Annotated in this window: 25 protein-coding genes; 6 read left to right on the top strand and 19 right to left on the bottom strand. The window is 47.4% G+C overall.

The genetic code is table 11. The features are described from left to right. Position 1 precedes the first annotated feature (1 nt). The 7 genes from putP to AC1RRX_RS16280 all read right to left on the bottom strand — a co-directional run bounded on the left by putP (position 2) and on the right by AC1RRX_RS16280 (position 8,157). Positions 2-1,456 carry a sodium/proline symporter PutP gene (gene putP, locus AC1RRX_RS16310; RefSeq protein ID WP_015239118.1) on the bottom strand — a complete coding sequence of 485 codons (1,455 nt, stop codon included), beginning with the start codon at positions 1,454-1,456 and terminating at the stop codon, positions 2-4. Between the two features lie 91 nt (positions 1,457-1,547). Beyond that, the gene (pruA, locus tag AC1RRX_RS16305; protein ID WP_144464877.1) at positions 1,548-3,095 is read right to left on the bottom strand and encodes an L-glutamate gamma-semialdehyde dehydrogenase; all 1,548 of its coding nucleotides are present in this window, start codon (positions 3,093-3,095) and stop codon (positions 1,548-1,550) included. A gap of 17 nt (positions 3,096-3,112) precedes the next feature. After that, complete coding sequence (locus AC1RRX_RS16300) at positions 3,113-4,024, bottom strand: proline dehydrogenase family protein (protein ID WP_087920787.1); 912 nt, start codon at positions 4,022-4,024, stop codon at positions 3,113-3,115. A 187-nt stretch (positions 4,025-4,211) separates the two neighbouring features. Continuing rightward, a complete protein-coding gene (locus tag AC1RRX_RS16295) occupies positions 4,212-4,997 on the bottom strand; it encodes a nucleotidyltransferase domain-containing protein (protein WP_144464875.1) in 786 nt (261 codons plus the stop codon). Between the two features lie 65 nt (positions 4,998-5,062). After that, positions 5,063-6,019: a cephalosporin C deacetylase gene (gene cah / locus AC1RRX_RS16290; RefSeq protein ID WP_144464873.1), complete on the bottom strand. Its 957-nt coding sequence runs from the start codon at positions 6,017-6,019 to the stop codon at positions 5,063-5,065. Between the two features lie 140 nt (positions 6,020-6,159). After that, a complete protein-coding gene (locus AC1RRX_RS16285; protein ID WP_003156609.1) occupies positions 6,160-6,720 on the bottom strand; it encodes a shikimate kinase in 561 nt (186 codons plus the stop codon). 126 nt (positions 6,721-6,846) lie between these two features. After that, positions 6,847-8,157: an MFS transporter gene (locus AC1RRX_RS16280; protein WP_144464871.1), complete on the bottom strand. Its 1,311-nt coding sequence runs from the start codon at positions 8,155-8,157 to the stop codon at positions 6,847-6,849. A 218-nt stretch (positions 8,158-8,375) separates the two neighbouring features. On the opposite strand from AC1RRX_RS16280, the gene AC1RRX_RS16275 reads away from it, so the two are divergent. The 3 genes from AC1RRX_RS16275 (at position 8,376) to AC1RRX_RS16265 (ending at position 10,277) form a co-directional block, all read left to right on the top strand. Further along, on the top strand, positions 8,376-9,164 hold the full coding sequence (locus AC1RRX_RS16275; RefSeq protein ID WP_144464869.1) for a sugar phosphate isomerase/epimerase family protein: 789 nt from the start codon (positions 8,376-8,378) through the stop codon (positions 9,162-9,164). A gap of 54 nt (positions 9,165-9,218) precedes the next feature. Next, positions 9,219-9,812, top strand: a complete 594-nt coding sequence (tmrB, locus tag AC1RRX_RS16270) for a tunicamycin resistance ATP-binding TmrB (RefSeq protein WP_053573756.1) — start codon at positions 9,219-9,221, stop codon at positions 9,810-9,812. Positions 9,813-9,992: 180 nt separating this feature from the next. After that, positions 9,993-10,277, top strand: coding sequence for an antimicrobial peptide LCI (locus tag AC1RRX_RS16265; RefSeq protein ID WP_007409062.1), 285 nt, complete (start codon positions 9,993-9,995; stop codon positions 10,275-10,277). A 50-nt stretch (positions 10,278-10,327) separates the two neighbouring features. Here AC1RRX_RS16265 and nadE read toward each other — a convergent pair whose 3' ends face one another. Both nadE and AC1RRX_RS16255 read right to left on the bottom strand, forming a co-directional pair. Beyond that, a complete protein-coding gene (gene nadE / locus AC1RRX_RS16260; protein ID WP_007409061.1) occupies positions 10,328-11,146 on the bottom strand; it encodes an NAD(+) synthase in 819 nt (272 codons plus the stop codon). 134 nt (positions 11,147-11,280) lie between these two features. Beyond that, on the bottom strand, positions 11,281-11,877 hold the full coding sequence (locus AC1RRX_RS16255) for a DUF1989 domain-containing protein (protein WP_011996295.1): 597 nt from the start codon (positions 11,875-11,877) through the stop codon (positions 11,281-11,283). Between the two features lie 124 nt (positions 11,878-12,001). Between AC1RRX_RS16255 and AC1RRX_RS16250 the strand changes: the two genes are divergently transcribed. Next, positions 12,002-13,330, top strand: a complete 1,329-nt coding sequence (locus AC1RRX_RS16250; RefSeq protein ID WP_003156623.1) for an amino acid permease — start codon at positions 12,002-12,004, stop codon at positions 13,328-13,330. A 1-nt stretch (position 13,331) separates the two neighbouring features. On the opposite strand, the gene AC1RRX_RS16245 is transcribed toward AC1RRX_RS16250, so the two are convergent. The 3 genes from AC1RRX_RS16245 to AC1RRX_RS16235 form a co-directional block, all read right to left on the bottom strand. Next, on the bottom strand, positions 13,332-14,093 hold the full coding sequence (locus tag AC1RRX_RS16245) for a YqcI/YcgG family protein (protein WP_038456905.1): 762 nt from the start codon (positions 14,091-14,093) through the stop codon (positions 13,332-13,334). Positions 14,094-14,160: 67 nt separating this feature from the next. Next, positions 14,161-14,790 (bottom strand): LysE family translocator, encoded by a 630-nt coding sequence (locus AC1RRX_RS16240; protein WP_043021494.1) that lies wholly within the window; start codon positions 14,788-14,790, stop codon positions 14,161-14,163. A 63-nt stretch (positions 14,791-14,853) separates the two neighbouring features. Beyond that, the gene (locus AC1RRX_RS16235) at positions 14,854-15,315 is read right to left on the bottom strand and encodes a MarR family transcriptional regulator (RefSeq protein ID WP_003156626.1); all 462 of its coding nucleotides are present in this window, start codon (positions 15,313-15,315) and stop codon (positions 14,854-14,856) included. Positions 15,316-15,428: 113 nt separating this feature from the next. Here AC1RRX_RS16235 and AC1RRX_RS16230 point away from each other — a divergent pair, with 113 nt between their 5' ends. Then, positions 15,429-16,961, top strand: a complete 1,533-nt coding sequence (locus AC1RRX_RS16230) for an MDR family MFS transporter (protein WP_020955287.1) — start codon at positions 15,429-15,431, stop codon at positions 16,959-16,961. 41 nt (positions 16,962-17,002) lie between these two features. Here AC1RRX_RS16230 and AC1RRX_RS16225 read toward each other — a convergent pair whose 3' ends face one another. The 4 genes from AC1RRX_RS16225 to AC1RRX_RS16210 all read right to left on the bottom strand — a co-directional run bounded on the left by AC1RRX_RS16225 (position 17,003) and on the right by AC1RRX_RS16210 (position 22,441). Beyond that, positions 17,003-17,956: an L-lactate dehydrogenase gene (locus AC1RRX_RS16225; protein WP_014416851.1), complete on the bottom strand. Its 954-nt coding sequence runs from the start codon at positions 17,954-17,956 to the stop codon at positions 17,003-17,005. Positions 17,957-18,218: 262 nt separating this feature from the next. Further along, positions 18,219-20,198: an alpha-amylase gene (gene amyE, locus AC1RRX_RS16220; RefSeq protein WP_047935177.1), complete on the bottom strand. Its 1,980-nt coding sequence runs from the start codon at positions 20,196-20,198 to the stop codon at positions 18,219-18,221. Positions 20,199-20,427: 229 nt separating this feature from the next. Beyond that, complete coding sequence (locus AC1RRX_RS16215; RefSeq protein WP_144464867.1) at positions 20,428-20,916, bottom strand: DUF6773 family protein; 489 nt, start codon at positions 20,914-20,916, stop codon at positions 20,428-20,430. A 91-nt stretch (positions 20,917-21,007) separates the two neighbouring features. Next, complete coding sequence (locus AC1RRX_RS16210; RefSeq protein WP_020955283.1) at positions 21,008-22,441, bottom strand: YfcC family protein; 1,434 nt, start codon at positions 22,439-22,441, stop codon at positions 21,008-21,010. A gap of 133 nt (positions 22,442-22,574) precedes the next feature. Here AC1RRX_RS16210 and AC1RRX_RS16205 point away from each other — a divergent pair, with 133 nt between their 5' ends. Continuing rightward, the gene (locus tag AC1RRX_RS16205) at positions 22,575-23,696 is read left to right on the top strand and encodes a M20 peptidase aminoacylase family protein (protein ID WP_053104604.1); all 1,122 of its coding nucleotides are present in this window, start codon (positions 22,575-22,577) and stop codon (positions 23,694-23,696) included. A 34-nt stretch (positions 23,697-23,730) separates the two neighbouring features. On the opposite strand, the gene AC1RRX_RS16200 is transcribed toward AC1RRX_RS16205, so the two are convergent. The 3 genes from AC1RRX_RS16200 to opuAA are packed head-to-tail and all read right to left on the bottom strand — an operon-like array spanning position 23,731 to position 26,717. Continuing rightward, positions 23,731-24,612, bottom strand: coding sequence for a glycine betaine ABC transporter substrate-binding protein (locus AC1RRX_RS16200; RefSeq protein ID WP_007409051.1), 882 nt, complete (start codon positions 24,610-24,612; stop codon positions 23,731-23,733). Continuing rightward, positions 24,612-25,460, bottom strand: coding sequence for a glycine/proline betaine ABC transporter permease subunit OpuAB (gene opuAB, locus AC1RRX_RS16195; RefSeq protein ID WP_003156639.1), 849 nt, complete (start codon positions 25,458-25,460; stop codon positions 24,612-24,614). Before opuAB ends, AC1RRX_RS16200 begins: the two co-directional genes overlap by 1 nt. Next, positions 25,461-26,717, bottom strand: coding sequence for a glycine/proline betaine ABC transporter ATP-binding protein OpuAA (opuAA, locus tag AC1RRX_RS16190; protein ID WP_003156640.1), 1,257 nt, complete (start codon positions 26,715-26,717; stop codon positions 25,461-25,463). Positions 26,718-26,775: the final 58 nt, after the last annotated feature.

The following is a 26,775-nucleotide window of genomic DNA, read 5'->3' as shown; positions in this document are numbered from 1 at the left end:
TTTATTGAGAAAGTGTATCACGGTACTCATGAAACTGATCTGTGACATCTTTTGACGGAGCCTGTGTCAATAAGCTGACGACAAATACAGCGGCAAGGCTTACAGCAAAGCCCGGAATGATTTCGTACAAAAAGTCTGAAAGACCGGCATTCGCCCAAATGATTACGGTAATCGCTCCCGCAATCATGCCGGCGAGTGCCCCCCATTTCGTCATCCGTTTCCAAAATAAACTGAGCAGTACGACCGGCCCGAATGAAGCGCCGAATCCCGCCCATGCATAGCTGACAAGACCAAGTATCGTGTTGTTTTTCTCCCAGGCGAGCACCAAAGCGATGATTGACACCGCAAGCACTGCCATTCTCCCCAGAAATACGAGTTCCTTATCAGAAGCCGAACGCCTGAACATGGACTTATACAAGTCCTCCACTAAAGAACTGGACGTAACGAGCAGCTGAGACGAAATCGTACTCATAATGGCCGCTAAAATCGCAGAAATGAGAAATCCCGTAATAATCGGGTGGAACAGAATGTTGCCGAGCTGAATAAAAATGGTTTCCGGATCAGCCAGCTTCAGTCCGTTCTGGTGGTAATACGCGATTCCCGCAAGACCCGTAAACAGCGCGCCTAGTGCAGACAAAATCATCCATCCCATTCCGATCCGTCTGGCACGTTTGATTTCTTTCACAGATGTGATCGCCATAAAGCGCACAATAATATGCGGCTGCCCGAAATAGCCGAGCCCCCACGCAAATAAAGAAATAATGCCAAGGACGGTCGTCCCTTTGAACATGTTAAACAGTTCCGGGTTGACGGAACGGATATCGGCAACGGTTTCCCCCGGGCCGCCCGTATGGAAAATCGTCACAATCGGCACAAGAATAAGCGCCACAAACATAATGATCCCTTGAACAAAGTCCGTCCAGCTTACCGCCAAAAAGCCCCCGAACAAGGTGTAGGCGACAACGACGCCTGTCACGACCCACAGTCCCGTGTGGTAATTCAACCCTAAAATGCTGTTGAATAAGACACCTCCGGATACCATGCCGGATGATACGTAAAATGTGAAAAAGACGAGAATGACAAGACCCGAAAACAGTCTGAGAAGCTTCGTATGATCACCGAAACGGTTTTCAAGGAAACCCGGAATGGTGATGGAATTCCCCGCTTTTTCGGTATACGTTCTCAGTCTCGGCGCCACGAAAAGCCAGTTCGCCCACGCCCCGAGCACAAGCCCGAGCACAATCCAAGCGCCGCTTAATCCTGTCGAGAACATAGCACCCGGAAGCCCCATCAAGAGCCATCCGCTCATATCCGCCGCTCCCGCGCTGAGCGCTGTGACGGCAGGGCCTAAAGAACGCCCCCCCAGCATGTAATCCGTCAGATTTGACGTCCGTCTGTAGGCGAAATAACCGATAAACAGCATGCCCGCCATATAAATACAAATGGAAATAATCAACTGAATGTTTGCTATGGCATTTCCTCCTCCGCTTTATATGTTTATGGTGAAATGGACACCCCCCGCGAGGAGGATGCCCATTCAGTCCCTCTTAAAACATTTCACTGATTGTTTTCGCCTGCATGTGGAGGGCCAAATAATCCGGGCCGCCCGCTTTTGAATCAGTGCCGGACATTTTGAAGCCTCCGAACGGATGGTAGCCGACAATCGCTCCCGTACAATTGCGGTTGAAGTACAAGTTGCCGACATGGAATTCCTGTTTCGCCCGTTCAATATGTTTGCGGTTATTTGTAATGACCGCGCCTGTCAAACCGTATTCAGTATTGTTGGCCACTTCCAGCGCTTCATCAAAGTTTGATACTTTAGAAAACGCCACGACAGGCCCGAAAATTTCTTCCTGCATGAGTCTTGCTTTCGGATCAAGGTCAGCGAAGATCGTCGGCTTGATAAAGTAGCCTTTTGAATCATCTCCGGTGCCGCCGCTTACTAAACGGCCTTCTTCTTTTCCGATTTCAATGTAGCTCATGATCTTGTCGTAAGAACCTTGGTCGATGACAGGCCCCATATAAACATCTGCACTGTCAGGTTTAGCAGTTACTTTTGATTCCGTAATTTCAATGACACGCTCTAATACTTGATCATACACTCTTTCATGGACAACTGCACGTGAACCTGCAGAACATTTTTGTCCCGCGAAGCCGAATGCTGATGTAAAGATGGATTGAGCCGCCAATTCAATGTCCGCATCTTCGTCAACGACAACCGTATCTTTACCGCCCATTTCTGCAATGACGCGTTTCAGATGCTGCTGGCCCGGCTGCACTTTCGCCGCGCGTTCGAAAATTCTCGTACCGACTTCACGTGATCCTGTAAATGTGATAAGGCTTGTTTTCGGATGGTCAACAAGATAATCGCCTACTTCTGCTCCGCTTCCCGGCACAAAGTTGACTACGCCTTTTGGCAATCCGGACTCTTCAAGCACCTCAACAAATTTTGCTGCAATAACAGGTGTAGCACTCGCAGGTTTTAGAACCACTGTGTTTCCAGTAACGATCGGCGCCACTGTTGTTCCTGCCATGATCGCAAACAAGAAGTTCCACGGCGGAATAACAACTGTCACTCCAGTCGGCGTGTACACATATTGGTTTTTCTCGCCCTCACGGCTGTTGACCGGTTTGCCTTTTGCCAGTTCGATCATTTGGCGTGCATAATACTCCATGAAGTCAATCGCTTCAGCCGTATCTGCATCAGCTTCGTTCCAAGGTTTTCCCGCTTCCTTGACGAGCAGGGCGGAGAATTCGTGCTTTCTGCGGCGGACTTTGGCAGCTGCGCGGAACAAAACGGCCGCTCTTTCTTCAGGGGATGTGTATCTCCACTCTTCGAACGCTTTCGCAGCAGCTTCAATCGCTTGCTCAGCGTGCTCCTGGGACGCCTTTGACACTTTTCCGACGACTTCTTCTTTATCAGCCGGATTGATTGAAACGATTTTCGCTTCCGTCTCTACCTTTTCACCGTTGATGACGAGCGGATAATCTTTTCCCAGATACTCATTTACCGTCGCAAGCGCTTTCTTAAATTCTTCAACGTTCGATTGATCTTGGAAATTCGTGAATGGTTCGTGTTTATAAGGTGTAGTCATTGTCATCTCTCCCTTTTTTACTTCTTAGTCATTCCTTTAAAGGCGAATGCGATGTTTGAGGGGCGTTCGGCGAGCCGTCTCATGAAATAACCGTACCAGTCATCCCCGTAAGGCAGGTAGACTCTCATGCGGTATCCTTCTTCCACCAGGCTGAGCTGGGTTTGCGAGCGCATGCCGTACAGCATCTGAAACTCAAAACGGTCGTTTGGAATGCCGTGCTCTTTGGCAAGCTGTTTTGTAAACTCGATCATTTTGTCATCATGCGTGGCAACTGCCGTATAATGTCCTTTTAAAAGCTGTTTGCGGATGAGTCTTTTATAATTTTCATCGACGTCGCTTTTTTCAGGATAGGCCACCTTTTCCGATTCTTTATAGGCCCCTTTGACAAGCCGCAGAAACGGATTCAGCGGGCTGAGGTCATCAAGATCCTTCTCCGTTCTGTACAGATAGGCCTGCACCACGGTGCTTACATATTCATACCGGCTTCGGAAGTCTTTAAAGATATCCAGCGTTTTCTGGCATCTCGTTTCATCTTCCATGTCAATCGTCACCATGACTTTATGTTTTTCAGCCGTCTGGAGGATTTTCGTCATATTTTCATAGACGAGATCGAGATCTATATCAAGACCTAAAGACGTCATTTTTAATGACACTTGGGAATTCAGCTGTTCATCAGCGATTAAGGCGATGGTCTGCATGCACTCCTCGGTGCGTTCTTTCGCGACATCACCGCTGTTGACAAATTCCCCCAAATGATCGACAGTAACTGACAGCCCCTGGCTGTTCAAATGTCGGATTGTCGGGATAGAACTGCGGAAATCCATTCCTCCGATGATTTTGCCGGCTGCCACACGGCTTCCCCAGCTTCGCGCCATCTTATTGAGAAAGCTGCTCTTGGATAAAAATAAGAAAAAATCTCTTGTAATCACTTCCAACCTTAACACCCCGCAATCTAAGAAGTATTTGTATGAGTCTATTGTAAATGGACAAAACATCCTCTCACAATATTCTAAAAATACAAAGATTCTGATAAATTTTTGTGGTTTTACCACAATCAGCTTCTTAGATAGCAGGCGGATTATGCCGAAAAAAGGCGGACGGAAATGACGGCAATCGTCAATTTCCGCCTTTTTCCTCCCACGCCTCTTCGACGGTCTGAATCAATAGCTGATTCAGTTCCTCCGTTATGTCAGGTTTCGGCGTTTTGATCGTTTTGACATAGTGCCCGATGCGTTCTATTTCTTCTTCTATAAACGCATGAATAATCGTATTTCTCGGTTCCGGAGCCAGCTCCTGACCGCTTTTTTTCCTTGTAAGCAGTGTATTGATTTCAGAAATGAGCGCTTCATCCGTCAATAAGGCATCGGCCAGTACGGGAAATGACATCGGCGGTACGGAGCCGAACGTTTCGATCCATCTGCAGGCAAGGAGAGGACGCAGAACATAAAAATACTTTTTAATCTTCACTTCACTGCCCCGCAATTCCGTTTTTTCATTCCGTTTTGCCATATTGAGATAATGATAGATGCCGGCTTCAGGCGAAAAGGCGCGGATTTTCAGTTTTCGAAGCTTTTCAGCCGCTGAGAAAGCTTCATAATAGATCATCTCAGAAGAGAGCCATTCCAAAAGAGGCGGATTTGATTTTTTAAAAAGCCTAAGCGCTTTTCTCAGTTCCCAGCCGCTGATGTCAAGCATGTCATGAATCGGCTCTTCTATGACATCCCTATGCGGTTCGATCGAAAAGTACCATTCTTTTTTCGGCACATAGAGAAACCGTACATCGTAGTCGCTGTCTCTTGACGGAAACCCCCATGCGCGGCTCCCTGATTCTACGGCGTAAAGCACCTTGACGCCATGCTGTGCTTCAATTCGTTTTAATTCTTCGATGATCCTTTGTTCCATCTGTATCCGTCCTTTTCCGTGATGATTCCTGAAAAAAGCCCAAGTACTTGGGCTTTTCGCGGCTGTCAGCCTTTCAGGTGCGCTTTCAGAAAGGCCAGCTTTTCCGTATGGAAAGAAGGTATGTATTCATGTCCGAAATACCGGTAAACCTTCAATTCTTTTTCCGTTTCCAGATGATTGTAAGCGGCAAACACCGTCGACGGCGGAGTCACGCGGTCAATCAGGCCGATGGACATGAGCACCGGAACTTTTACGCGGTCCGCCAGATTCATGATATCAAAATAGGCCAGTGTATTCATCGCGGCCTTCTCCGTTTCAGGGCTGCCGTTCTTTCTGAAAAAGGAGTTAATCTCAAGATACGGCTCATCAAGAGCGACATCAATGGCCCGCTCAAAATTGCTTAAATAAGGATAATCGGCCGCAACCGCTCTCGGAATGTCAGATAGTGCCGCCGCGGCGATTGAAAGTCCGCCTCCCTGGCTCCCGCCGATGACGGCGATCCTCGTTTCATCCACTTCATCAAAGCCGCTGATGACTTCCAAAGCCCGGACGGCGTCTAAGTACACGCCGCGGTAATAATATGTATCTTTATCTAAAATCCCTTTCGTCATCCAGCCGGGAACGTGTCCGTGCGGTGAGACGCTTGTATCTGTGCTGCTGTGCTGACCGCGGACAAGCATGCCGAATGCGGCATATCCGTGTAGCGCCCAATTTACGATGTCATGTATATCCCCGTCATAGCTCGCGTTATAGCCGTGATATTTCACGATGGCCGGATGCGGTCCTTGCCGGTCGGGAACGGCGTACCATCCCTCAATTTCCGCCTTGCCGAAGCTTCGGTATTTCAGCCGGAATACTTTCACGCCGTCAGCCGGGTAGCTTTCAGCCTTCAATTCAGGCTTTGCCTCTTCCTTTGCAAGCTCATGTAATGATGATGCCCAAAAATCCGAAAAGTCATGAGGAGCGGTTTTATTTGGTTTATAGGTTTGCAGTTGGTCGAGCGGCAAGTCGTATAATTGCATATCCGATTATTCTCCTTTGTTTTATATGTTTTAATTTTCTGACTCTATCTTAACACGATTTTACACTCATTTTCTAAACATTTTAATAAACGTTTGTTTAAAAACAAAAAAGCCGTGCGCTCACAGCGTCACGGCTCTTTTTACATCGGCTGATACAAGTCCCAGCCGATTTTTAACGTTTCTACGATATAATCGGCGATTTCTTCTGGTTCCAGATTATCCGTCGCCACTTTTGAATTATGTTTATCATAGATGCTTTGGCGCTCGTTAAAGAGCTGCTGCATTTCATCCATGGAACGGTTATGCAGAACGGGACGGCTTTCAATCAGCAGATCAGCCCGCTGCTTCCAATTCTCCCACGATAAATCAAGATGGAGCACGAGGCAGTTTTCAAGGCAGCACTGTCTGATTTCCTCTTGTTTAAACGAACCGCCCCCAAGTGACACGATCTTGAATTTCGTATTGCGGCAGATATCTAATATATAGTCCTTTTCAGTCTGACGGAAAAAGGCTTCACCTTTTTTCTCAAACATTTCAGGGATGGACATATTGAAATCTTTCTCAATCTGCAGATCAATATCAATGAAGTCTCTGTATAATTTCTTAGCGACCAGCTGGCCGATTGTTGTCTTTCCGACACCCATGAATCCGATCAGTACGATATTTCTTTCTCTTACGGGAATGGCACGTTTTGCGTTCATCTTCGGCGAAATCCTCCTAAGAAATGAAAAAGTTATGTTTATTATATGATAACTCAATATTGAAATATAGAGATAATGCAATGAAAGAAAACCCATCCTTTATTAAAAAGAGATGAGTTTTTCTTTCTATCGGAGCGTAATGCGTTCCACCTTTCCGACAATGAAAATATAAGAAAATGCCCCGATAAATGCGACAGCGCCGACAAACAGAATCGCTCCGTTATATGAACCGGTCGCAGAAACGATAAACCCGATGAGAAGCGGGGTGATAATGCCGGCCATATTGGCGAAAAAGCTAAAGACGCCCCCTGCCAATCCGATTGTTTCGCTTGGCGCGACCTCACTCAGCATCGTCCAGGATATATTGGACATGCCCTGCGCAAAAGAAGCAATGGATAAGATCGTCAAAACCGCGGGAGCAGAATCCGTAACATTCGCGAGCACGATGGAGCCTGTCAGCAGAAGACCGAGGATGACGGGCGTTTTCCGGGCAACGTTCACCGACACCCCCCGTTTCATCATGCCGTCAGACCAAAATCCGCCGAACAATACGCCGAAAAAAGCGGCGATATACGGGATTGATGCGGCGAAGCCGACTTTTAAGAAAGCCATGTGCTTTGCCTCCGCCAGATAAGTCGGAAACCATGTCAAAAAGAAGAACAGCGTGGAGGCTACGGCGAATTGGCCGATATACAATCCGACAAGCTTGCGGTATTTTAGAAGCTGGACGAAATCCGCCCACGATATCCTGCCGGCTGAATCAGACACCTCAGTCAGTCCGCCGCCTTCTTTAATATAATCAAGCTCCTCACGATTCACTTTCCGATACCCGTTCGGCTCGTGATACATTTTGAACCAGAAAACGGAGAAAACAAGCCCGAGCACCCCTGAGGAAATAAATACGGCGCGCCAGTCAAATGCCGTTAACACCCAGAATAAAACCGGTGTGGCGAACGCCAGCCCGACATATTCCCCCGCCGTATAAACACCCGTCGCAAAGGCGCGTTCCCGCCTTGGAAACCATGTCGTGACAATCCGGTTGTTTGCCGGAAACGCCGGCGATTCAGCTATGCCGATGAGCAGGCGGCAGCCGAATAGAAACCCGAAACTTGTCGCAAAAGCTTGTACTCCGGTAAAAACCGACCATACAAATAAAGAAATTCCGTATGTCCGTTTCGACCCGAATTTATCCAAAATGAGTCCGCCGGGAATCTGCATCCCCGTATAGGTCCAGCTGAACGCAGAAAAAACGATGCCCAAAAGCGCGGGGCTTATGTTCAGCGAATGTTGAATGGATGGGCCGACAATAGATACACTGGCTCGGTCTATATAATTAATCGCAGTGATAAAAAACAAAAGAACCAATATCACATAACGAGCGCGAGTCGGTTTATTGCGGACGGGACTGAAGGCCCTCAGCTCCGTTTCTTTTTTCAATGGCTTCTCCCCCCTTACTCGAATGAAATTAATTGTACAACACTTCGGTTAATTATTTAATACTTTGACGCAAAAAAGCGTTAAACAATTTGTGTGCCGCACTGACCTGATGCAGACACACCCCGCTTATAAAAAGTGTCTGCCCTTTTCACCTGTTTATCCGTATCGCACCCGGGGAAAAAGTACACATATGATAGGCAGTTACGGGAGGATTACCGATGAAACTGAGTTTTTGCACGACAGGATTTAAGAAAAAGCATATTTTTGACATCATTTCTTTCGCGAAGGAGCACTCCTTTGAGGGAATCGAACTGTGGTACGGACACGCTAAACAATATATAGAGGAAATCGGCCCGCTCGACAGGCTTTATCAGCAGCTTCAGGAGGAAGGCATCGGGGTGCCTGCCGTCAGTTTGTACACTGACTTCGCCACTCAGGATGAAAGGCAGGCGTTAAAGGATGTTCAAAGGGCATTAAGCGCGGCACGACAGCTGCACAGTCCCTTGATCAGAGTCTTTGCCGGCAATCTTCCTTCGCACCGGACGTCACCGGAAAAGTGGCAACGTGCGGTTGATCAATTTCAGCAGGCGGCACGGCTCGCAGATGACTATGAAGTCGATATCGGGCTTGAGATTCATTACGATACGTACGCGGATACACCGGAGGCGGCGCTGGCATTTTCGGAGGATGTCGGACATCCGCGGGTCCGCACCATTTTTGACGGCTCCAACCTACACGTCAATCACGTTGACCAAATGTCCGCTTTGGAAAAACTGTATCATACCGTCAGCCACATTCATCTGAAAAACTATCACTGGGATTTTGCCAACTGGTATCTCAGCAAGCCAACTCCGATTTTTCAAGGAGATCTCGATCAAAAAGCATTTTTAAAAGAGCTGATGAACAGACAATATGACGGTTTTGTTTCTCTTGAGTATTTTGGAGAACATGCCTTTACGCATATAAAGGAATCGCTCCGCGAATATACGTCTGTTTTTTCCCGCTGACTCTTCGATCGAAGGGTCTTTTTTTGTATCATATAAAAAAAGGGGGATATCATGATGATCATTTGGATAAATGGGGCTTTCGGTTCCGGAAAAACACAAACAGCGTTTGAACTGCACAGAAGACTGAAACCGTCTTACATATATGATCCTGAAAAGATGGGGTTTGCGATGCGTTCTATGATACCGCCGGATATCGCTGAAGATGACTTTCAAAGCTACCCTCTGTGGCGGGAATTCAATTACAGCATGCTTTCCTATTTGTCAGATACATATCAGGGCATCATCATTGTGCCCATGACCATTACGAACGTTCAATACTTCCATGACATTATCAGCAGGCTGAGACAGGATGGCCGGACCATTCACCACTTTACCCTGCTGGCTTCAAAGGAAACATTGCTGAAACGCCTGCGCACCAGAGCGGAAGGAAAAAACTCCTGGGCCGCAAAACAAATCGACCGCTGCATCAACAGCCTGTCTGATAGCCTCTTCACAGAACATCTCCATACAGACCAAATGTCTATTCAGCAGGTCGCAGAAACGATCGCTGCCCAAGCAAATCTGCCTCTTAAGCCTGATTCGAGAGGCAGCCTTCGAAGATTCACCGACAGATTGATGGTGAAGCTGAATCATATCCGTATCAAATAAAAAAACGTTTTGAAAAACATGTCCCTGATCCATGCAAATGGATCAATAAATAAAAAGCCCCTCTGAAGGGATGTTTTTTCAAATTAAGAAAAAAATTTTAGAAATAAAGAAGGAATTTTATGGATAATCATCTAATTATTAACACTGTAACACATTTCATTTGAAAAGGGAGTGCTCGAAATGAAATTCAAAAAAGTGTTAACCGGTTCTGCGCTGTCTCTTGCCTTACTGATGTCTGCCGCTCCTGCCTTTGCCGCATCACCAACAGCATCCGCATCCGCGGAAAATAGCCCAATCTCAACGAAAGCAGATGCCGGCATTAATGCCATCAAACTCGTTCAAAGCCCTAACGGCAACTTCGCTGCTTCTTTCGTTTTAGATGGAACAAAATGGATTTTCAAAAGCAAATACTATGACAGCAGCAAAGGGTATTGGGTAGGGATTTATGAAAGTGTAGATAAATAAAAATGAAATAAACAAAAAACCTCCCTTTCAAAAGGGAGGTTTTTTTCATTCTATTTCCACCAATCATCAAACATCGATGCCGGCACCTGGCGCTTATGCTCCGTACTGAGGTAGCGTTTTTCCAGCGCTTCAATCACTTCGGAAGAAACATCCTTGCCTTCTAAATAATCATCAATGTCATTGTATGTGATGCCGAGTTCGGTCTCATCAGTCTGCTGCGGTTTTTCATCGAGCAGATCGGCCGTCGGTAATTTCAAATACAGGCGTTCCGGCGCGCCGAGTTCTTCTAATAAACGTCTGCCCTGGCGTTTCGTTAATCCGGTCAGCGGCAGCAGATCAGCTCCGCCGTCACCGTATTTTGTGAAGAAACCGGTCACCGCCTCGGCCGCATGGTCGGTTCCGATGACAAGCAGCCCCTCTTGTCCGCCGATGGCATATTGAGCGATCATTCTCATTCTGGCTTTTACATTTCCTTTGTTAAAGTCAGACAGCTGATCGCCCGTGTCTTTTTTATACTGATCAGCGAACGCGCTGACAGCGGACTTAATATCAAATGTCCATGATTTATCAGGTTTAATGAATTTGAGCGCCAATTGGGCGTCATCCTCATCTTGCTGTGTGCCGTGCGGAAGGCGGACTGCGATAAATTCAGCGTTTCCGCCTTCTTCTCTGATGCTTTCAGCCGCCAATTGGGCGAGGCGTCCCGCAAGCGTGGAATCCTGCCCCCCGCTGATGCCGAGCACAAAGCCTTTGGCACCTGTTTTTTTCAAATATTGTTTCAGAAAGTTCACTCTGTCCTCAATTTCTTGTTTCGGATCAATTGAGGGCTTTACATGGAGATCATTCATAATTTGTTTCTGGATGCTCATCCCAATCACTCCTCCTGCATTGTTTCTTTATGATCCATTTCCCGTTCATGCTGAAAATGAATCATGCCACTATGTACGACTCTCTGTTAAATATAGCACAGGTGCAGATTTTAAGTGAATCAAATACACCGGGATCAGCTGATTTCCACCCGCAGCGCCGTGATGCTGTCTCCGTTGCATTTTCCTTTTTCAATCGGACAGGATGAAAACGCGACGACGAGATCCATTTCCGCACGGAGCCGTACATAATCACCCGCGTCAGAAAGAGGCGTTTCGACTGATAAGTTCCCCTTCTCATCGAGCACCGTGTTCATAAAGATGGCAAATGGGTAATGCATATGCGGCCGCGGCACCCCGAACGGTTCAAGCGCCCCGCTCATATTGTCATAGCACGTATCCTGGAGCTCGTCTTTATGCTTTCCGTATAAAAGCCTGTTCATATCCGGACGGCAGGCGGGAAGCAGCAGGTCATGCTTGCCGACTGTATCCTCAATCAGCGTCAGCATCGGCTTGTATAAATTCGAATAAATATGATCACCCGTTTTTACATGAATGGACTGGTTGGCATCAATCGTCGCGCCCTGATCAAGATGTTCATAAAAGTCCTTGGCATGATACGCCGTAAAATCAGCCACCTGCTGCCCTTCCACATCGACTACTTTTATAATCTGCCCTTTGTGAACCTTCAGGCCGAGCCCTTTTTTCGGCGGTACGATAAATTGCTGTGTCATCAGACTGCTCCTTTTTTTCTTCTATTATGAACCCCGGCCGTTTGTTTCATGTAAAGCAATTTATTGGATGTATATTCCCCTTCTGACGGCCGCAATCTAAGCTTTGATAAAGGGGTTGAACTTCATGAGTAAATCACAGGACCAGCCTAAAGGGAATCTCGCTTGGTGGCAGCTCTCCTTAATCGGCGTCGGCTGCACAATCGGGACGGGCTTTTTTCTCGGGTCCAGCATCGCTATTGTCAAAAGCGGATATTCCGCGCTGATCTCATTTCTTATTGCCGGGCTTGGCACCTATTTTGTCTTTGAGCAGCTCGCGAAGCTCTCGGCCAAACAGCCCGAAAAGGGGTCTTTTTGCGCTTATGCGAGAAAGGCTTTCGGCACTTGGGCCGGTTTCAGCAACGGATGGGTGTACTGGTCGTCCGAGATGCTGATCACTGGAAGCCAGCTGACAGCGATCTCGCTTTTTACGAAGCATTGGTTTCCGAATGTGCCGCTGTGGATTTTCGCCTCCATCTATGCGGTGCTCGGTCTCTTGATTATATTTACGGGGCTGTCCGTTTTTCAAAAAACGGAAAATGTGCTCGCTGTTGTCAAGACGGCGGCGATTGTTATGTTTATCGTCATCGCCATATTGGCGCTGTGCGGTATATTTTCTCATAAACCGGATGTACAGGTGCCGAACGAATCAAAGGATTTGTTCCCGCACGGAGCGATGGGGTTATGGACCGGATTGATTTATGCGTTTTACGCCTTCGGAGGAATTGAAGTCTTGGGGCTGATGACCGTGCATTTGAAAAAGCCGGAGGAAGCCTCAAAATCAGGCCGGCTGATGCTTGCCGTTCTTGCGGTGATTTACGTCATTTCTCTCGGCCTGGCGCTGCTGTTAGTGCCGCTGGGCAAATTCACCGAACAGGACAGCCCGTTTATTACATCGCTGAAGGGTTTTCATTTAGATATCATTCTTGATATTTTTAACGGGATTTTTATTATTGCGGGATTTTCCACGCTCGTCGCCTCGCTGTTTGCCGTGACGACATTGCTTTGTACGATGGCAGATGACGGAGATGCGCCGAAATGCTTCAGATTAAAGGAAAACAAAAAAATCTGCTGGCCTGCGCTCGGATTAACGTTTGCCGGACTCATCGTCTCCATCATCCTGTCATTGGTGCTGCCGAAAAATATATATGAACACATGACAACCGCGGCGGGACTGATGCTTCTTTATACGTGGCTGTTCATTTTGTTCTCAGGCAAGAAACTGCTCGAAACAACAAAGATGGGAACCGTACAGATTGTTATCGCCCTTGTGCTGATTGTCGCGGCCGTCTCCGGGACGCTGTTTGAGAAATCGAGCCGGCCCGGTTTTCTGGTCAGCCTTTGTTTTCTCGCCGTCATTGCGATCGTGACATGGATCGTACAAAAAAAGCAGGGACACAGCCCTGCCGGATCATAGCTTATTTCGTCGGTTTAAACAGTCTCTTCAAATAAGAAAAGGGACACTTTGACACTTGCGTCTCATCATCACGGAGGAAATATTGCTTCCATTCTAAATTGTCTTTTCCTCCGTACCACCCCAATCGGGGATGAAGAGGGGCTTCATCATACGCCTCTAAGCGTTTTCTGATCAGCCGGCTCATGTTTCGTCCGAACGCGGTTGAATCATTTAATCCTTCGAAAACCCATCTCGGCTGAAACGCGAGCATAAAAAACGGGAAGCTTCTGCTTTGTCTCGCTTCATGCGCAGGCGTCGCGCACAGAATAAAATACGGCTCGCCGTCAAAGCAGAACTCCCATTTATAATGTTCAGGGTCTTCCGGTATGTCTTCCGGCCAGTCTTTCGGGTCGCAGCCGCTCAGCCGGTTTAAAAAAGACCAGAACAGCTCTTCATACGCCTCAACGGAATAATGCTCAGCTAAATCCTCAGGCGTATCAAAAATCACAAGCAGCGACGCGTATTTTCCGGTATTCCTTGATATCTTTCCGTACTCGGACAGCAGCATCCCCACTTCCTCCGGGGTTCCCTCTTCGCGGGGATCACCCGCAAAAGATATCCGGAGCTGATCTGTCAAAAATCCCTGACGTCCCGGAATGCACGGAAACGCGTCCGCTTTATCGCCTACTTTTTCTGATAGAAGCTCAAAAGCGACTCTCTGCCAATTTGGCAGATCCAATAACTTTTCCTCAAGGCAACTTTTTGTGTACAGCTCGCTTGCCATCGGCCCACCTCCAGTATCGTCATGATACGTTATGATGGAGACAGGCGATGGGTGACAGTCCTTCTATTTATGAGATGAGCATTTGAATCCCCTGCCAGCCGAAATAAAATCCGAAAACGATCAAAGACACACCCGCCGCTCCCGTCAGCCAGCGAAGCGCTGTTTCATGAAGGAGATTTCTGAAAGTGCTCGCGGCGATCGCCATGCAGAAATCCCAGATCAAAATGCCGAGAAGAATGCCGGAGCTGTAAATCAAAAGCTGATTTGCATCGAAGGATTCAGCGGTTTTAGCGAGGATGCTGCCGTATATGCCGAGCCAGAATAAAATGCTCAGCGGATTGGAAAGAGAAATAAAAAATCCCGCGCCGAATGTTTTGTAAAAAGCCGGTTTTCCTTTTCCGCTTCTGACATTCATGGCTTCCCTGATATTTTTTAGCGTTTCGACTCCCGTATAGGTCAGCACGAAAAAACCGAAGAGCCACAAAAACGTTTTAACGAAAGGCGCCGTCAAAAATTGAGACAGCCCGAAATAGATCAGAATCATATACAGCCCGTCCGCGGCCATGGCGCCAAGACCGAAAATCCATGCATGCCAAAAGCCGTTTTTGATGCCTTTGTCAATTTGCGCCGCATTGACCGGGCCGACAGGTGCTGACAATGACAGCCCGAGAACGATGTAGCTTAAAAAGATGTTCATTGGCTTCCCCCTCATTCATGCAACTTGTACAAGTTATTCATGAATGGGCCGTGCTATGATATATTATTTTAATTTCTCAAGCTCGTCTTCCATCATGTCCGTCGCTTTTCCTAAAAAATCGAATATCAGCCGCAGTTCTTCTTCTTTATATTGTCGGCAAAGGCTGATCGTGGACTGGGATAAGGAGCTGAACAATTGCTTCACATTCGCCTTTCCGGCTGTCAGCGGCACGATAATCACCCGACGTTTGTCTTCGGGGTCTTTTTTCCTCATGACATATCCCGCTTTTTCGAGCCGGTCAATGAGCGCCGTTACCGAACCTGTGCTGAGACCGGTTTTTTTCCCAAGCTCGCCTGCGGTCATCGGGCCTGCTTCATTTAAGATATCAGCTGATTTTAAATCGGTCGGAAACAGACCGAGAGATTGAGCGGCCGCCTGATGAAAAAGGATCGTCCTTGTGGCCATCTTTCGGAATAACTGTATCGCGGTTTCCTCCGTCTCGCTTCTGGTATTTCTTGTTGACAACTGACAGGCCTCCCTATAAAATCAATTTATCTTGACGATCAAGATAATTTTCGGCAAATCTAATATGATCATAGCAAATTTAATGATCAAAAGTAAGTATGGGAGGAAAAAGCATGGAACAAACAGCCGCGAAGGACGCCTCGACGAAGTTTGTCGTCATCGGTCTTTTGCTGGGCATTTTAATGTCGGCTATGGATAATACAATCGTTGCCACTGCGATGGGAAATATCGTGGCGGACCTCGGAAGTTTCGATAAGTTCGCGTGGGTGACGGCATCATACATGGTAGCCGTTATGGCCGGTATGCCGATTTACGGAAAACTGTCCGATATGTACGGACGCAAACGTTTCTTTTTATTCGGTCTTATTCTTTTCTTAATCGGATCCGCGTTATGCGGAATCGCCCAAACAATGGATCAGCTCATTATTTACCGCGTCATTCAGGGAATCGGCGGAGGCGCGCTGATGCCGATCGCCTTCACGATCATTTTTGATTTATTTCCGCCGGAAAAACGCGGAAAAATGTCGGGCATGTTCGGTGCCGTTTTCGGCCTGTCCAGCGTTCTCGGGCCGCTTTTAGGCGCGCTCATTACCGACTCCATCAGCTGGCACTGGGTGTTTTACATCAACGTGCCGATCGGTATTTTATCATTGTTTTTCATTCTTCGTTATTATAAAGAATCCCTTGAACACAAGAAGCAGAAAATCGACTGGGCCGGCGCAATCACGCTGGTGGTTTCCATTGTCGGTCTGATGTTCGCTCTTGAGCTCGGCGGAAAAACATATGATTGGAACTCCGTGCAGATCATCGGTCTGTTCGCTGTGTTCGCCGTGTTCTTTATCGCCTTTTTTATTGTGGAAAGAAAAGCGGAAGAACCGATTATCTCATTTTGGATGTTTAAAAACCGTTTATTTGCTACGGCACAGATTCTGGCGTTCCTTTACGGAGCCACGTTCGTCATTTTAGCGGTGTTTATCCCGATCTTCGTTCAGGCTGTGTACGGAAGCACCGCGACAAGCGCGGGCTTTATTTTGACGCCGATGATGATCGGCTCTGTTATCGGAAGTATGATCGGCGGAATTTTCCAGACAAAAGTGCGGTTCCGCACTTTAATGCTGATTTCCGTGGTCGCTTTCTTTATCGGAATGCTGCTGCTTTCCAATATGACACCGGATACGGCGCGTACGATGCTGACGGTATTCATGCTGATCTCAGGATTCGGCGTCGGCTTCAACTTCTCACTGCTGCCGGCTGCGTCCATGAACGATCTGGAGCCGCGTTACCGCGGAAGCGCCAACTCAACAAACTCGTTTTTGAGATCATTCGGTATGACGCTCGGTGTGACGATTTTCGGAACCATCCAGACGAATGTGTTTACCAACAACCTCACAGATTCATTCAGCGGCATGAAAGGAGCGGGCGGTGCGATGCAGAACATCGGAAATCCGCAGGAGATTTTCCAGGCCGGCACGCGCGCCCATATTCCGCCGCACATTCTGGATCGCATTATTGACGCCATGTCGCAAAGCATCACATATGTATTTACGCTTGCGCTGGCGCCGATCGTCATTGCGGCCGTTACCATTTTGTTTATGGGAAAAGCGAGAGTAAAAACCTCTCAGGAAATGGCGAAAAAAGCGAATTAAAAAAAGCAGTACATGGCGTTTGTCATGTACTGCTTTTTTGTTTACTCTGCGAAATGCGGAGCGAGAATATCTTTCAGCACGTTTGCGCTGCGGCTGAATTGAGCCTGTTCTGTTTCATTCAGCTCAAGTTCCGTCACACCTGCGATGCCGTTCCGATTGACGACGGCCGGAACGCCGATAAAGACGTCGTTTACACCGTATTGGCCGTCCAGATATGTGCTGACGGTTAAAATGCTGTTTTCATTACGCAAAATCGCTTTTGTGATGCGGGCGAGGCTCATCGCCACTCCGTAATATGTCGCGCCTTTTTTCTCGATAATATGGTAGGCCGCGTTTTTCACATCGTCAACGATCTGATCCAGCTCGTCCTGTTTGTAAGCTGCATTTTTCTCCAGCAATTGCTGCACCGGCACTCCGCCAATATTGGCGTGACTCCATACAGGAAGCTCGGTATCGCCGTGCTCGCCGATAATGTGGGCGTGTACGTTTTGCGGAGCGGCTCCGAAGTATTCGCTCAGCATATAACGGAATCGCGCAGAATCCAGTGTCGTGCCGCTTCCGATGACGCGTTCTTTCGGCAGCCCGCTGAATGTCCATGTCGCATAAGTGAGAATGTCGACCGGGTTTGTGGCAACGAGGAAGATGCCGTCAAATCCGCTTGCCATTACTTCACCGACAATGCTTTTAAAAATGGCGAGATTTTTTTCGACCAGCTCAAGTCTCGTTTCGCCCGGTTTTTGATTGGCTCCGGCACAGATGCACACGATATCGGCATCCTTGCAATCCTCATATGTGCCGTAAGATGTTTTGACCGGATGAGGCGCAAATGCCTTTCCGTGATTTAAATCCATGACATCTCCCATGGCTTTTTCTCTATTTACATCAATGATCACAAGCTCATCTGTGATCCCTTGGTTAATTAACGCAAATGCATAACTGCTTCCAACAAAACCTGCTCCGATTAATGCTACTTTGTTCACTCGTTCGTTCATCATATATGCTCATCCTCCAGTGTTTCGTGGTGTCTGTTTTTATCTTGTGAAGTATTTCACATTTATATTGTGCAATACTTCACAAACTTTTGCAAGAGAAAAGTTTGATTTTTGGACAAAAAAATATCGGTGATGGTTTCCGGATTGTTGACAACATCCTAAAACGGAACCGTTTTAGGATGCTGTCATCTTTTCAGCGTGATTGAAAACGCGCTGTCCTTTTCCTAACCGAAGTAAGGGTTTGATGTGATGATGGCCCTATCCATTAATGCGGAAGATAACCGTTTAAACCGGAGTTGTTATACAAACCATTCTGCACATAATCAAAGCCGGGCTGGTTCTGTCCGGGCACTTGGGCGCTGCCATTGTTAAAAATCACTTTGGCATTGGCCGTATCCGCATTCGCAGGCAGCGTCAGCGTGTAAATTCCATTTGCATTCTTAGTCATTGCTTTCCCGGGCCACGATCCGGTTAATTCTATGGCCCTGCCTCCATCATGTTTGTAAATATATACATTTACCTGGCCCCAATGATCCGGATTTTGATAGCCAATGATGTTGGTTTGGGCCGGGTCTTTTTTGACAAACGTGTATTCTTGGGTTCTCGCTGCACCCTCGACGTTCGTTCCGGTTAACTTGATGTTGTATGTCGTGCCGATTGGATCTCCTTTCCCGATCGTTAATCGGTCCCCATCCTTAAATGCTGTCTGCTGCCCATTATTGATTTGGTAAACGGCTTTTGTTGTTTTCGCATTTGCACGCAGGGTGACCGTCAGCTGATCATTGAAAGAATGGACTGCCCCCGTTTGGTAATTCTCAAGAAAGACATGAGGCGCATTCCCAATATCATCAGGATAAAGAACAGCCGCCGATCTGGCATTGATCGTACCTGTCAGTTTGCCGTTCGCTACTTGAAATGAACCGGCGCCGGCCCTATTATCATACCTGCCGTCAGGTAATTTCGTTGAAGTATTGATGGTGACAGAAGACGATCCTGCATTTGCCAGCACAACGCCTTTTGAGCCGCGCTGATTCATAAAGATTTGGTTGTTCCCATTCGGATTCGAGAGTTCCTCAGGCTGCCCGGCCATTACATTGTGAAATTGATTGACCGCAGTGATCGCCTGATCTTTAAATAAGGCGCTCCCGCGATCTCCTATTTGACTTTTTCCGGGAAATCTTACACCATTTCCTCCGCCCTCAGGTCTGGAAAAGAAAAGAGGCGTGCTTCCTGAGCGGGAACCAATCACTGCCCAGCCTAAACGAATATCGTCATCACTCATCCATGTGGACTCTTCATCATCATTGGCATACGTATCATGTGATTCCACCCATGTGACTAACTTGTCCGCAGACACGTCAGATGCATAATGGGAGATATTCGACACACTCAGATTACGGTTCTTTAAAGCGGATCTGATGGAATGCCCGTAGTTAGAAGCCGTCACATTCATATAATTCGCATAAGCAGTATCTCTGGACGCGCTGTCTTGCAGGATTTCTCCGTATTGGAACTCTGCCGATATATTTGTGATATTCGGCCAAAATTGGCTGCCGTAATTCCCATCATCCGGAAGCTCTATATGCTTGGCGGCATCATAGCGGAATCCGTCTGCTCCGTCATTCAATGCTCTTTCCAAGAAACGTTTCAGATAGACCTGCACCTCAGTATTCTGTGTATTCCAATCATACAGCCCAAGCAATGAATTTTGAGTGACGTCCCATCGATCCGACCAATTTTTAATTTGTGTGTTTCCATGGGTCCAGTTTGAAATACGCTTAATCTCGTCAGAAATCGCGCCATAATCGCTGGTAGTATGATTGATAACCGCATCGACAATGACTTTTACGCCATATTTTTCCGCGGCTGCACACATGTCCTTAAATTCTTGTTCAGTGCCTAAGTAACGGTTGCCGATTTGGTACGATGTCGGCTGATACAGCCAGTACCAGTTCCTCATGCTTTTATCTCCTTGGTTCCCTTCCTTTACTTGGTTAATCGGAGACGTCTGAATGGCTGCATAGCCCGCATCACGAATATCTTTCATATTTTGTGTTAACGTATTGAACGACCAATTCCATGCATGAAGGATGGTCCCGTTTTTGACCGATGACGCGGTCACCTTATTCGATTTGTTTGCAGTTTCAGCGTTTGCAGCCGCCGGGCCTGACAAAACCAAATGAAACAGCAATAAAAATCCGGCGAATAACGGCAGTAAAGAGGTTTTGAATCGTTTTTCAAACATTTTTGACACTCCTTATTTGATTTTTGAAGACTGACTGCGGAGTCAAAAATTCCTCTTACTCTTTCTTCAGCTCCTTTCAACTGTTGTGAAGACTGGAGAATTTTGTTAACGCTTACATTTCAACTTATCACACTCTCTCTATCAAAGCAACGTGACAGAGTGAATTCAAATCTATATTCCTATCAATTAAAAAGACTTCCCGCTTTCAAACAAAAAAAGAAACCACCTGTCAAGATGATTTCTTTTTTATTTCTTTTATCGCTCTTCTGTAAGACAGCTTCACAATGACATACCGAAGCAGAAACAGAATGCCTCCGCAGACGATAAAAAGAAAGATCATTTTCAGCCAAGCAAAGAATGTATGGGGAACCCCCCTGTCGTACATCGTAATCGCCGCTGCCGCAAAAGTGACCGCAATTGAATCTATCCGCTGCTGCTTCACCCGCTTTTGCAGTTCTTCTTTCGTGTCTATTCTCGGCATGAGCATTCCCGACGCTCCCGCCCTGATGCAATAATAAACAATTATAATGAAGAAAACCGCCAAGCTTCCGGCCCATTCCCTAAACGGACAGTTCAGAACAAGTCCGCGTACGATGATGTCAAGCAAAGACAGTGTGCCCACAAGCATTCCGACTTCTGACCAAATCATTCGTTCTTTCTCTTTCACACTCTCACTCTTTCCATTCACGTTTGAAAGTCTGTTCCGACGCTGATTCATGACTTCCTCCCGTACTATTAAGAATGGCTTACAACTCCCATTATATCTTGCCGATTCATAATGATAAACCGAAATATCATTGACAAAATGTTTAATAAGGACCCCAATTGATCAGGACGCCTATGCAGATAAACACGAGGCCGATGACAAACCAAATCAGCGCCAGCGGAATCATGAAGCGAAGCCACTTTACGTACGGAATGCCGCTGGCAGCCAGTACGGCCATCAGCACGCCGGAAGTCGGATTGACACAGTTTACGACGCCTTCTCCGAGCATGACCGCTTCAACCGCGACCTGTCTCGTGATGCCCATCAGATCGGCAAGCGGCGCCAAGATCGGAATAAATACGACCGCCTCCCCTGAGCCCGATGAAATCAGAAAATGAAGCAGGGCGCTGGAAATATACATTCCGATTGCGCCTGCCATCGGGCTGAAACCGTGCAGCAGTGACGCTAGTCCATTGACTACCGTATCAAGCAGCTTTCCATGTTCCAGGATAACGGAAATGCTTCTCGCCATTCCGACGATCAGCGCACCGTAAACGAGCCCCTGACAGCCTGTAATAAACGTTTTTGCGATATCATTTGCCGCCATTCCCGCAATCAGGCCTGACACGATTGAGATAAAAATGAACACGGCGGCCATCTCTGAATCAGACCAGCCAAGAGTAAGCGCGCCGTATAAAAAGCCGGCAAGCGACAAAGCCGCAACAGCCAGAATCAATTTATGGCGGACGGTAAACGGGACATGCTTGTCCTCCGGCTCAGAAACCTGCGGGAGTGAACCTGCCGCCGGAAACCAATCGTTCCCCAGCAGACTGGCGTCCTTTGCTTTTCTGAGTTTTCTCGTATACCGATAAATATATAAAATAGATGATAACAGAAAACAAATGTAGACGGCAATCCGCAGGCCGATACCGGAAAACAGCGGCAGCTCCGCGATGCTTTGTGATAACCCGAGCGGTGAAGGTGATAAAATCGTCGCGTTAAACCCGGCATAGCAGCCGATATAAATAACGGCCGCTCCGGCCACGGCGTCCCATTTCAGCGAGCGGGCGACGATCAGGCCGATCGGAATAAAACCGATCACGGAATTAACGACGATGCCGGTTGTGCCGAGGATCGAAAATAGAGATCCGACAATCGCAATAAACAGCAGCTGTTTTGTGCGGAACGTACTGATGACATTACTGATCAATCCATTGATGGCGCCCGTTTTCTCCAAAATCGCAATGGTGCCGCCCGTAAACAGGATTAAAAAAATAATCGGCGCGGAACTTGTCATCCCTTCCTGAATCGCGGTAAAAAAAGCGATCGGGCTGACAGGAGACTGGTCTAAAGAATGATAGCTTCCCGGGACGGCGGACGACACACTGCCCTTTGTCACCCTGTCAAATTCCCCCGCGGGAACGATGTACGACGCTATCGCGCATAGTAAAGCGACAATGAACAGCAGCACATAAGCATCAGGCATCACAAACAATTTCTTCTTTTTCAATACAGGTTCGGCCTTCGGCACAGCCATAACATCACCATCCCGCTTTAAATTTATAAACTATTCAGAAAATACAGATATGTGCTATATTATATACAGACCGATTGCCTGTTTTCAATATCAAAAATAAAAAACAGACAGCTTTTGAAGGAGGACTTACGGCATGAACAGACTCACAGCGCATGAAAAGCAAGTCATTATGGATATTTTTGACCACCTGCACGCCAATCCCGAAGTAAGCTGGAAAGAATATCAAACAACTGAATATCTGACTGAAAAACTGAAAGAGGCCGGCTGCCGAACCCGCACGTTTGATGATTGTACCGGTGTTGTCGGCGAAATCGGAGAAGGCTCGCCCGTTGTGGCTGTCCGGGCGGATATTGACGCGCTGTGGCAGGAAGTGGACGGTGTCTTTCAGGCGAACCATTCATGCGGACATGATTCACATATGACGATGGCGCTCGGCACGATGATGCTTTTAAAGAGTCAGCCGAAACTTCCGAAGGGCACCATCCGCTTTATTTTTCAGCCGGCTGAAGAAAAAGGCGGCGGAGCGCTGAAAATGATTGAAAAAGGCGTACTGGATGATGTTGACTTCTTATACGGCGTGCACGTGCGCCCCGTACAGGAAACGGCAAACGGCCGATGCGCACCGTCCATTCTGCATGGCTCAAGCCAGCATATAGAAGGCCTGATTATCGGAGAAGAAGCCCACGGCGCGAGACCGCATCTCGGGCTTAACAGTATCGAAATCTCCGCTCTTCTCGTCCAAAAACTCAGCTTCATTCATCTTGATCCCGGCATCCCGCATTCCGTGAAGATGACAAAGCTTCAGGCAGGCGGTGAGAGTTCCAATATCATTCCGGGAAAAGCATCGTTCAGCCTTGACCTCCGCGCACAAACAAATGCCGCCATGGAGAAATTAACCGCCGAAACCGAAAGAGCCTGTGAGGCGGCGACTGCCGCATTCGGCGCAAAAATTGAATTACAAAAAGAACACAGCCTCCCGGCAGCCGAGCGAAACAAAGAGGCGGAAGCCATCATGGCATCTGCGATCAGCGGCATTCTCGGAGAAGAACATGTGGATGAACCTCTTGTGACAACCGGAGGAGAGGATTTTCACTTTTACGGGTTAAAGGTGCCGAACTTGAAAACGACGATGCTAGGCCTAGGATGCGGTCTGGAGCCGGGACTTCACCATCCCCAAATGACATTTGACCGAAGCGCCATCTTTACTGGCGTTGAGATATTAACGGCCGCCGTCCTCAAATCGTTTGAAGCATAAGAAAAGCAGCCCGTTACAGGGCTGCTTTTCTTCGTTATTTCTTCAAATCTTCAATTGAATTGACGTTTTTCATATACTGAGGAACGACCAGACCCATCTTGACGCCTGTCAGACTCGTTCCTACATCTTCATATTTGCCTTTATATTTAGACGCATATGCCTTATGGGTATTCGGAAGCCAAGCAGACAATGACGCATCCGCGCTGCCTGTCGCAATCGCAGTCCACATCGGTCCTGCCTCCACTTGCGTCAGCTTCACGTCATAGCCGAGGTCTTGAAATACTTTTCCGATTACATTCGTACTTGCGATTTCACTGTCCCATGCCACATAAGCCAGGTTAATTTTATCCCCTTTAACTTTATGGGCGCCTTTTGTCCATTGAGCCACTTGGTCTTTGTGTTTTTTCACATATTCAGCAGCGGCTTTGGCCGGCTTTTCGCCTTCTTCAACGGCAATCATGACTTCTCCCATATCGTCCTGCGTCCATTTGAACTGGCTGAGAACTTTGGCCGCGTTAGGCTGTTCCTTACTGAAGCCGGTTCTTGTAATTGTATGAATCTGCTCGGCAGTTCCGTACGTTTTTTTCGGATCATCAAGGAACTTCAGCTTGTATCTGGAGAACATCCAGTGCGGCGTCCAGCCCGTTACGATGATCGGCTTTTTCCTGTCATATGATTTCTTCAATGTCGCCGTCATGGCAGCACTTGACGCCGTGACGACATTCCAGTCTTTCAATCCGTAATCCTTCACAGCCTCATCCGTCAGGGCCATGATCCCCGATCCCGGATCAATACCGATAATGGTTTTGTTCACCTGGTCCGCAGCCGTTGCCTTACCATCAGTCTGCGAACCGCAGGCAGCCAAAGAAAGAGCCAGCGCAGCGGTAACGCCGACACCGATGATTTTCTTAAGCATCAGGCATTCCCCCTGCTCTTCTTCTTCACTTTAATGTTTTGCGTGATACGGTCGAGTGTAATCGCTACGATGACGATCGCGATACCCGCTTCCACTCCGACACCGGTTTTCAACTGTGTCACGGCGCTGTATACTTCAGAACCGAGGCCCGGCGCACCGACCATGGCCGCGATAACGACCATTGACAAAGCAAGCATGATGCTTTGGTTAATACCGGCAAGAATTGTTTTTGTGGCAAGCGGAAGCTGCACCTTGAACAGACGCTGAGACGTCGTTGAACCGAATGCTTCCGTCGCTTCGATCAAATCAGCCGGAACTTGTTTAATACCGAGAACCGTCATGCGGATCGTCGGAGGCATCGCGAAAATAACAGATGCCACGACGCCTGGCACAACCCCGATATTAAAGAAGAAAATTGCAGGCAGCAGATATACGAAAGCCGGCATGGTCTGCATTAAATCCAGAATCGGTGTAACAATGCGGCGGACCGTTTCTTTCTGAGACGCCCATATGCCGATCGGAACCCCGATAATAATGGAAATCAAAACAGATGTGACGACAAGCGCCAACGTTTGCAGCATCGGCGACCAATAGCCCAAATAATCAATAACAAGGAATCCGATTAACGTAAAGAGTGCAATTCCTCTCGTACTGATCCACCAAGCGAGAGCTGCAAAAATAACAGTCAATAAAATAGACGGGATGAAACCCAAACCGCTCACAATCGCGTTTACGAAAGCGGCCAAACCGTTTGAGATTCCGTCAAAGAAACCCCCGAACGTCATGGTAAGCCAGTCAACAAACCGGTCAACGATATCTGCTAACGGAATTCTAGGCAATCTGTCCATTTACTTCACCCCCTGAACAGAAGAATCCTGAGCTTGTTCAGCAGAATCTTCAACATTTATATAATCGTTATTTCCTGAAAGCGCGCCGATTAATGCGCCTTTTACGACAATGCCTTTCATGCGGTCCTTATCATCCGTGACGGCGATCGGAATATTCGCATCAGACACGACATCGAAAATTTCAGTCAAGTATGTGCTTTCATGCACAGTCGTAAATTCAGTATTTAAAATATCCTGAAGCGATAAGTCGGATTCCACCGCTTTTTTCGCATCCGCCGCGTGAATGACGCCGAGAAGCTGTTTCTGTTTATCAACGGCGTAAATAGAAGAAATACCGAGATTCTTCATGAGCTGCAGCGCTACACGAGGCCCTTTGTCAATCCGCACGGTTTCAGCGCGCTTCATGATGTGACCCGCTGTCAGAACTTTGGATAAATCAACGTCCTCAACGAATTTCTCAACGTATTCATTGGACGGGCTCATCAGAATTTCTTCAGGCGTCCCGATCTGAACGATGTTACCATCTTTCATCAGCACGATTCTGTCGCCGATGCGCAATGCTTCATCAAGATCATGCGTGATAAAGATGATCGTCTTGCCGACAGAGTCATGAAGGTCTAAAAGCTCATCCTGCATGTCTTTGCGGATCAGCGGATCAAGCGCACTGAAAGCTTCATCCATCAGAAGAATGTCAGGATCATTCGTCAATGCGCGCGCAAGTCCGACACGCTGCTGCATTCCTCCGCTGAGCTGATCAGGGAATTGGTGTTCAAAGCCTTCAAGACCGACAAGTTTAAGCGAATCAAGCGCTTTTTGCTCACGCTCTTTTTTGTCGACGCCTTGAAGCTCCAGGCCGTATTCCGTATTTTCAAGAATCGTTCTGTGCGGAAACAGTGCAAATTTTTGAAAGACCATGCTGATTTTTTTCCGGCGCACTTCCCGGAGCTGGTCTTTTGACATATTTGTTATCATGTCACCATCAATATAAATATTCCCGGCAGTCGGTTCAATAAGCCGGTTTAACAGCCGAACTAAAGTTGATTTACCGCTCCCCGATAGACCCATGATGACAAATATCTCCCCATCATATACATCAAAGTTTGCTTGATTGACACCAACGGTTGATCCGGTCGCTTTCAGGATCTCTTTTTTGTTTTTTCCGCTGGACAGCATCTGAATGGCTTTTTTTGTCTGTTTTCCGAAAACCTTAGATACATTTTCGACTTTTATCTTAATTGGTTTCTCATCCAAATTCATATTTTCCCTCCATAATAAGCAATCTTTAATACCGTAACACGTTTGTAATAAGTCAAAC

It is taken from the genome of Bacillus sp. GW821-FHT11D08 (assembly GCF_058808515.1).
Note: the sequence above shows the minus strand (reverse complement) of the source record. Positions and strands in the feature narration are given on the sequence as shown.

Bases quoted from the DNA above. Each gene is read 5' to 3' on its own strand.
- AC1RRX_RS16230 (WP_020955287.1), top strand. From the start codon at position 15,429: ATGGAACAAACAGCCGCGAAGGACGCCTCGACGAAGTTTGTCGTCATC.
- AC1RRX_RS16285 (WP_003156609.1), bottom strand. From the start codon at position 6,720: ATGAACGCAAAACGTGCCATTCCCGTAAGAGAAAGAAATATCGTACTG.
- AC1RRX_RS16205 (WP_053104604.1), top strand. From the start codon at position 22,575: ATGAACAGACTCACAGCGCATGAAAAGCAAGTCATTATGGATATTTTT.
- nadE (WP_007409061.1), bottom strand. From the start codon at position 11,146: ATGAGCATCCAGAAACAAATTATGAATGATCTCCATGTAAAGCCCTCA.
- AC1RRX_RS16225 (WP_014416851.1), bottom strand. From the start codon at position 17,956: ATGATGAACGAACGAGTGAACAAAGTAGCATTAATCGGAGCAGGTTTT.
- AC1RRX_RS16245 (WP_038456905.1), bottom strand. From the start codon at position 14,093: ATGGCAAGCGAGCTGTACACAAAAAGTTGCCTTGAGGAAAAGTTATTG.
- AC1RRX_RS16275 (WP_144464869.1), top strand. From the start codon at position 8,376: ATGAAACTGAGTTTTTGCACGACAGGATTTAAGAAAAAGCATATTTTT.
- AC1RRX_RS16215 (WP_144464867.1), bottom strand. From the start codon at position 20,916: ATGAATCAGCGTCGGAACAGACTTTCAAACGTGAATGGAAAGAGTGAG.
- tmrB (WP_053573756.1), top strand. From the start codon at position 9,219: ATGATCATTTGGATAAATGGGGCTTTCGGTTCCGGAAAAACACAAACA.
- AC1RRX_RS16200 (WP_007409051.1), bottom strand. From the start codon at position 24,612: ATGCTTAAGAAAATCATCGGTGTCGGCGTTACCGCTGCGCTGGCTCTT.
- opuAB (WP_003156639.1), bottom strand. From the start codon at position 25,460: ATGGACAGATTGCCTAGAATTCCGTTAGCAGATATCGTTGACCGGTTT.
- AC1RRX_RS16210 (WP_020955283.1), bottom strand. From the start codon at position 22,441: ATGGCTGTGCCGAAGGCCGAACCTGTATTGAAAAAGAAGAAATTGTTT.
- pruA (WP_144464877.1), bottom strand. From the start codon at position 3,095: ATGACTACACCTTATAAACACGAACCATTCACGAATTTCCAAGATCAA.
- AC1RRX_RS16240 (WP_043021494.1), bottom strand. From the start codon at position 14,790: ATGAACATCTTTTTAAGCTACATCGTTCTCGGGCTGTCATTGTCAGCA.
- opuAA (WP_003156640.1), bottom strand. From the start codon at position 26,717: ATGAATTTGGATGAGAAACCAATTAAGATAAAAGTCGAAAATGTATCT.
- AC1RRX_RS16265 (WP_007409062.1), top strand. From the start codon at position 9,993: ATGAAATTCAAAAAAGTGTTAACCGGTTCTGCGCTGTCTCTTGCCTTA.
- AC1RRX_RS16255 (WP_011996295.1), bottom strand. From the start codon at position 11,877: ATGACACAGCAATTTATCGTACCGCCGAAAAAAGGGCTCGGCCTGAAG.
- AC1RRX_RS16250 (WP_003156623.1), top strand. From the start codon at position 12,002: ATGAGTAAATCACAGGACCAGCCTAAAGGGAATCTCGCTTGGTGGCAG.
- cah (WP_144464873.1), bottom strand. From the start codon at position 6,019: ATGCAATTATACGACTTGCCGCTCGACCAACTGCAAACCTATAAACCA.
- AC1RRX_RS16295 (WP_144464875.1), bottom strand. From the start codon at position 4,997: ATGGAACAAAGGATCATCGAAGAATTAAAACGAATTGAAGCACAGCAT.
- amyE (WP_047935177.1), bottom strand. From the start codon at position 20,198: ATGTTTGAAAAACGATTCAAAACCTCTTTACTGCCGTTATTCGCCGGA.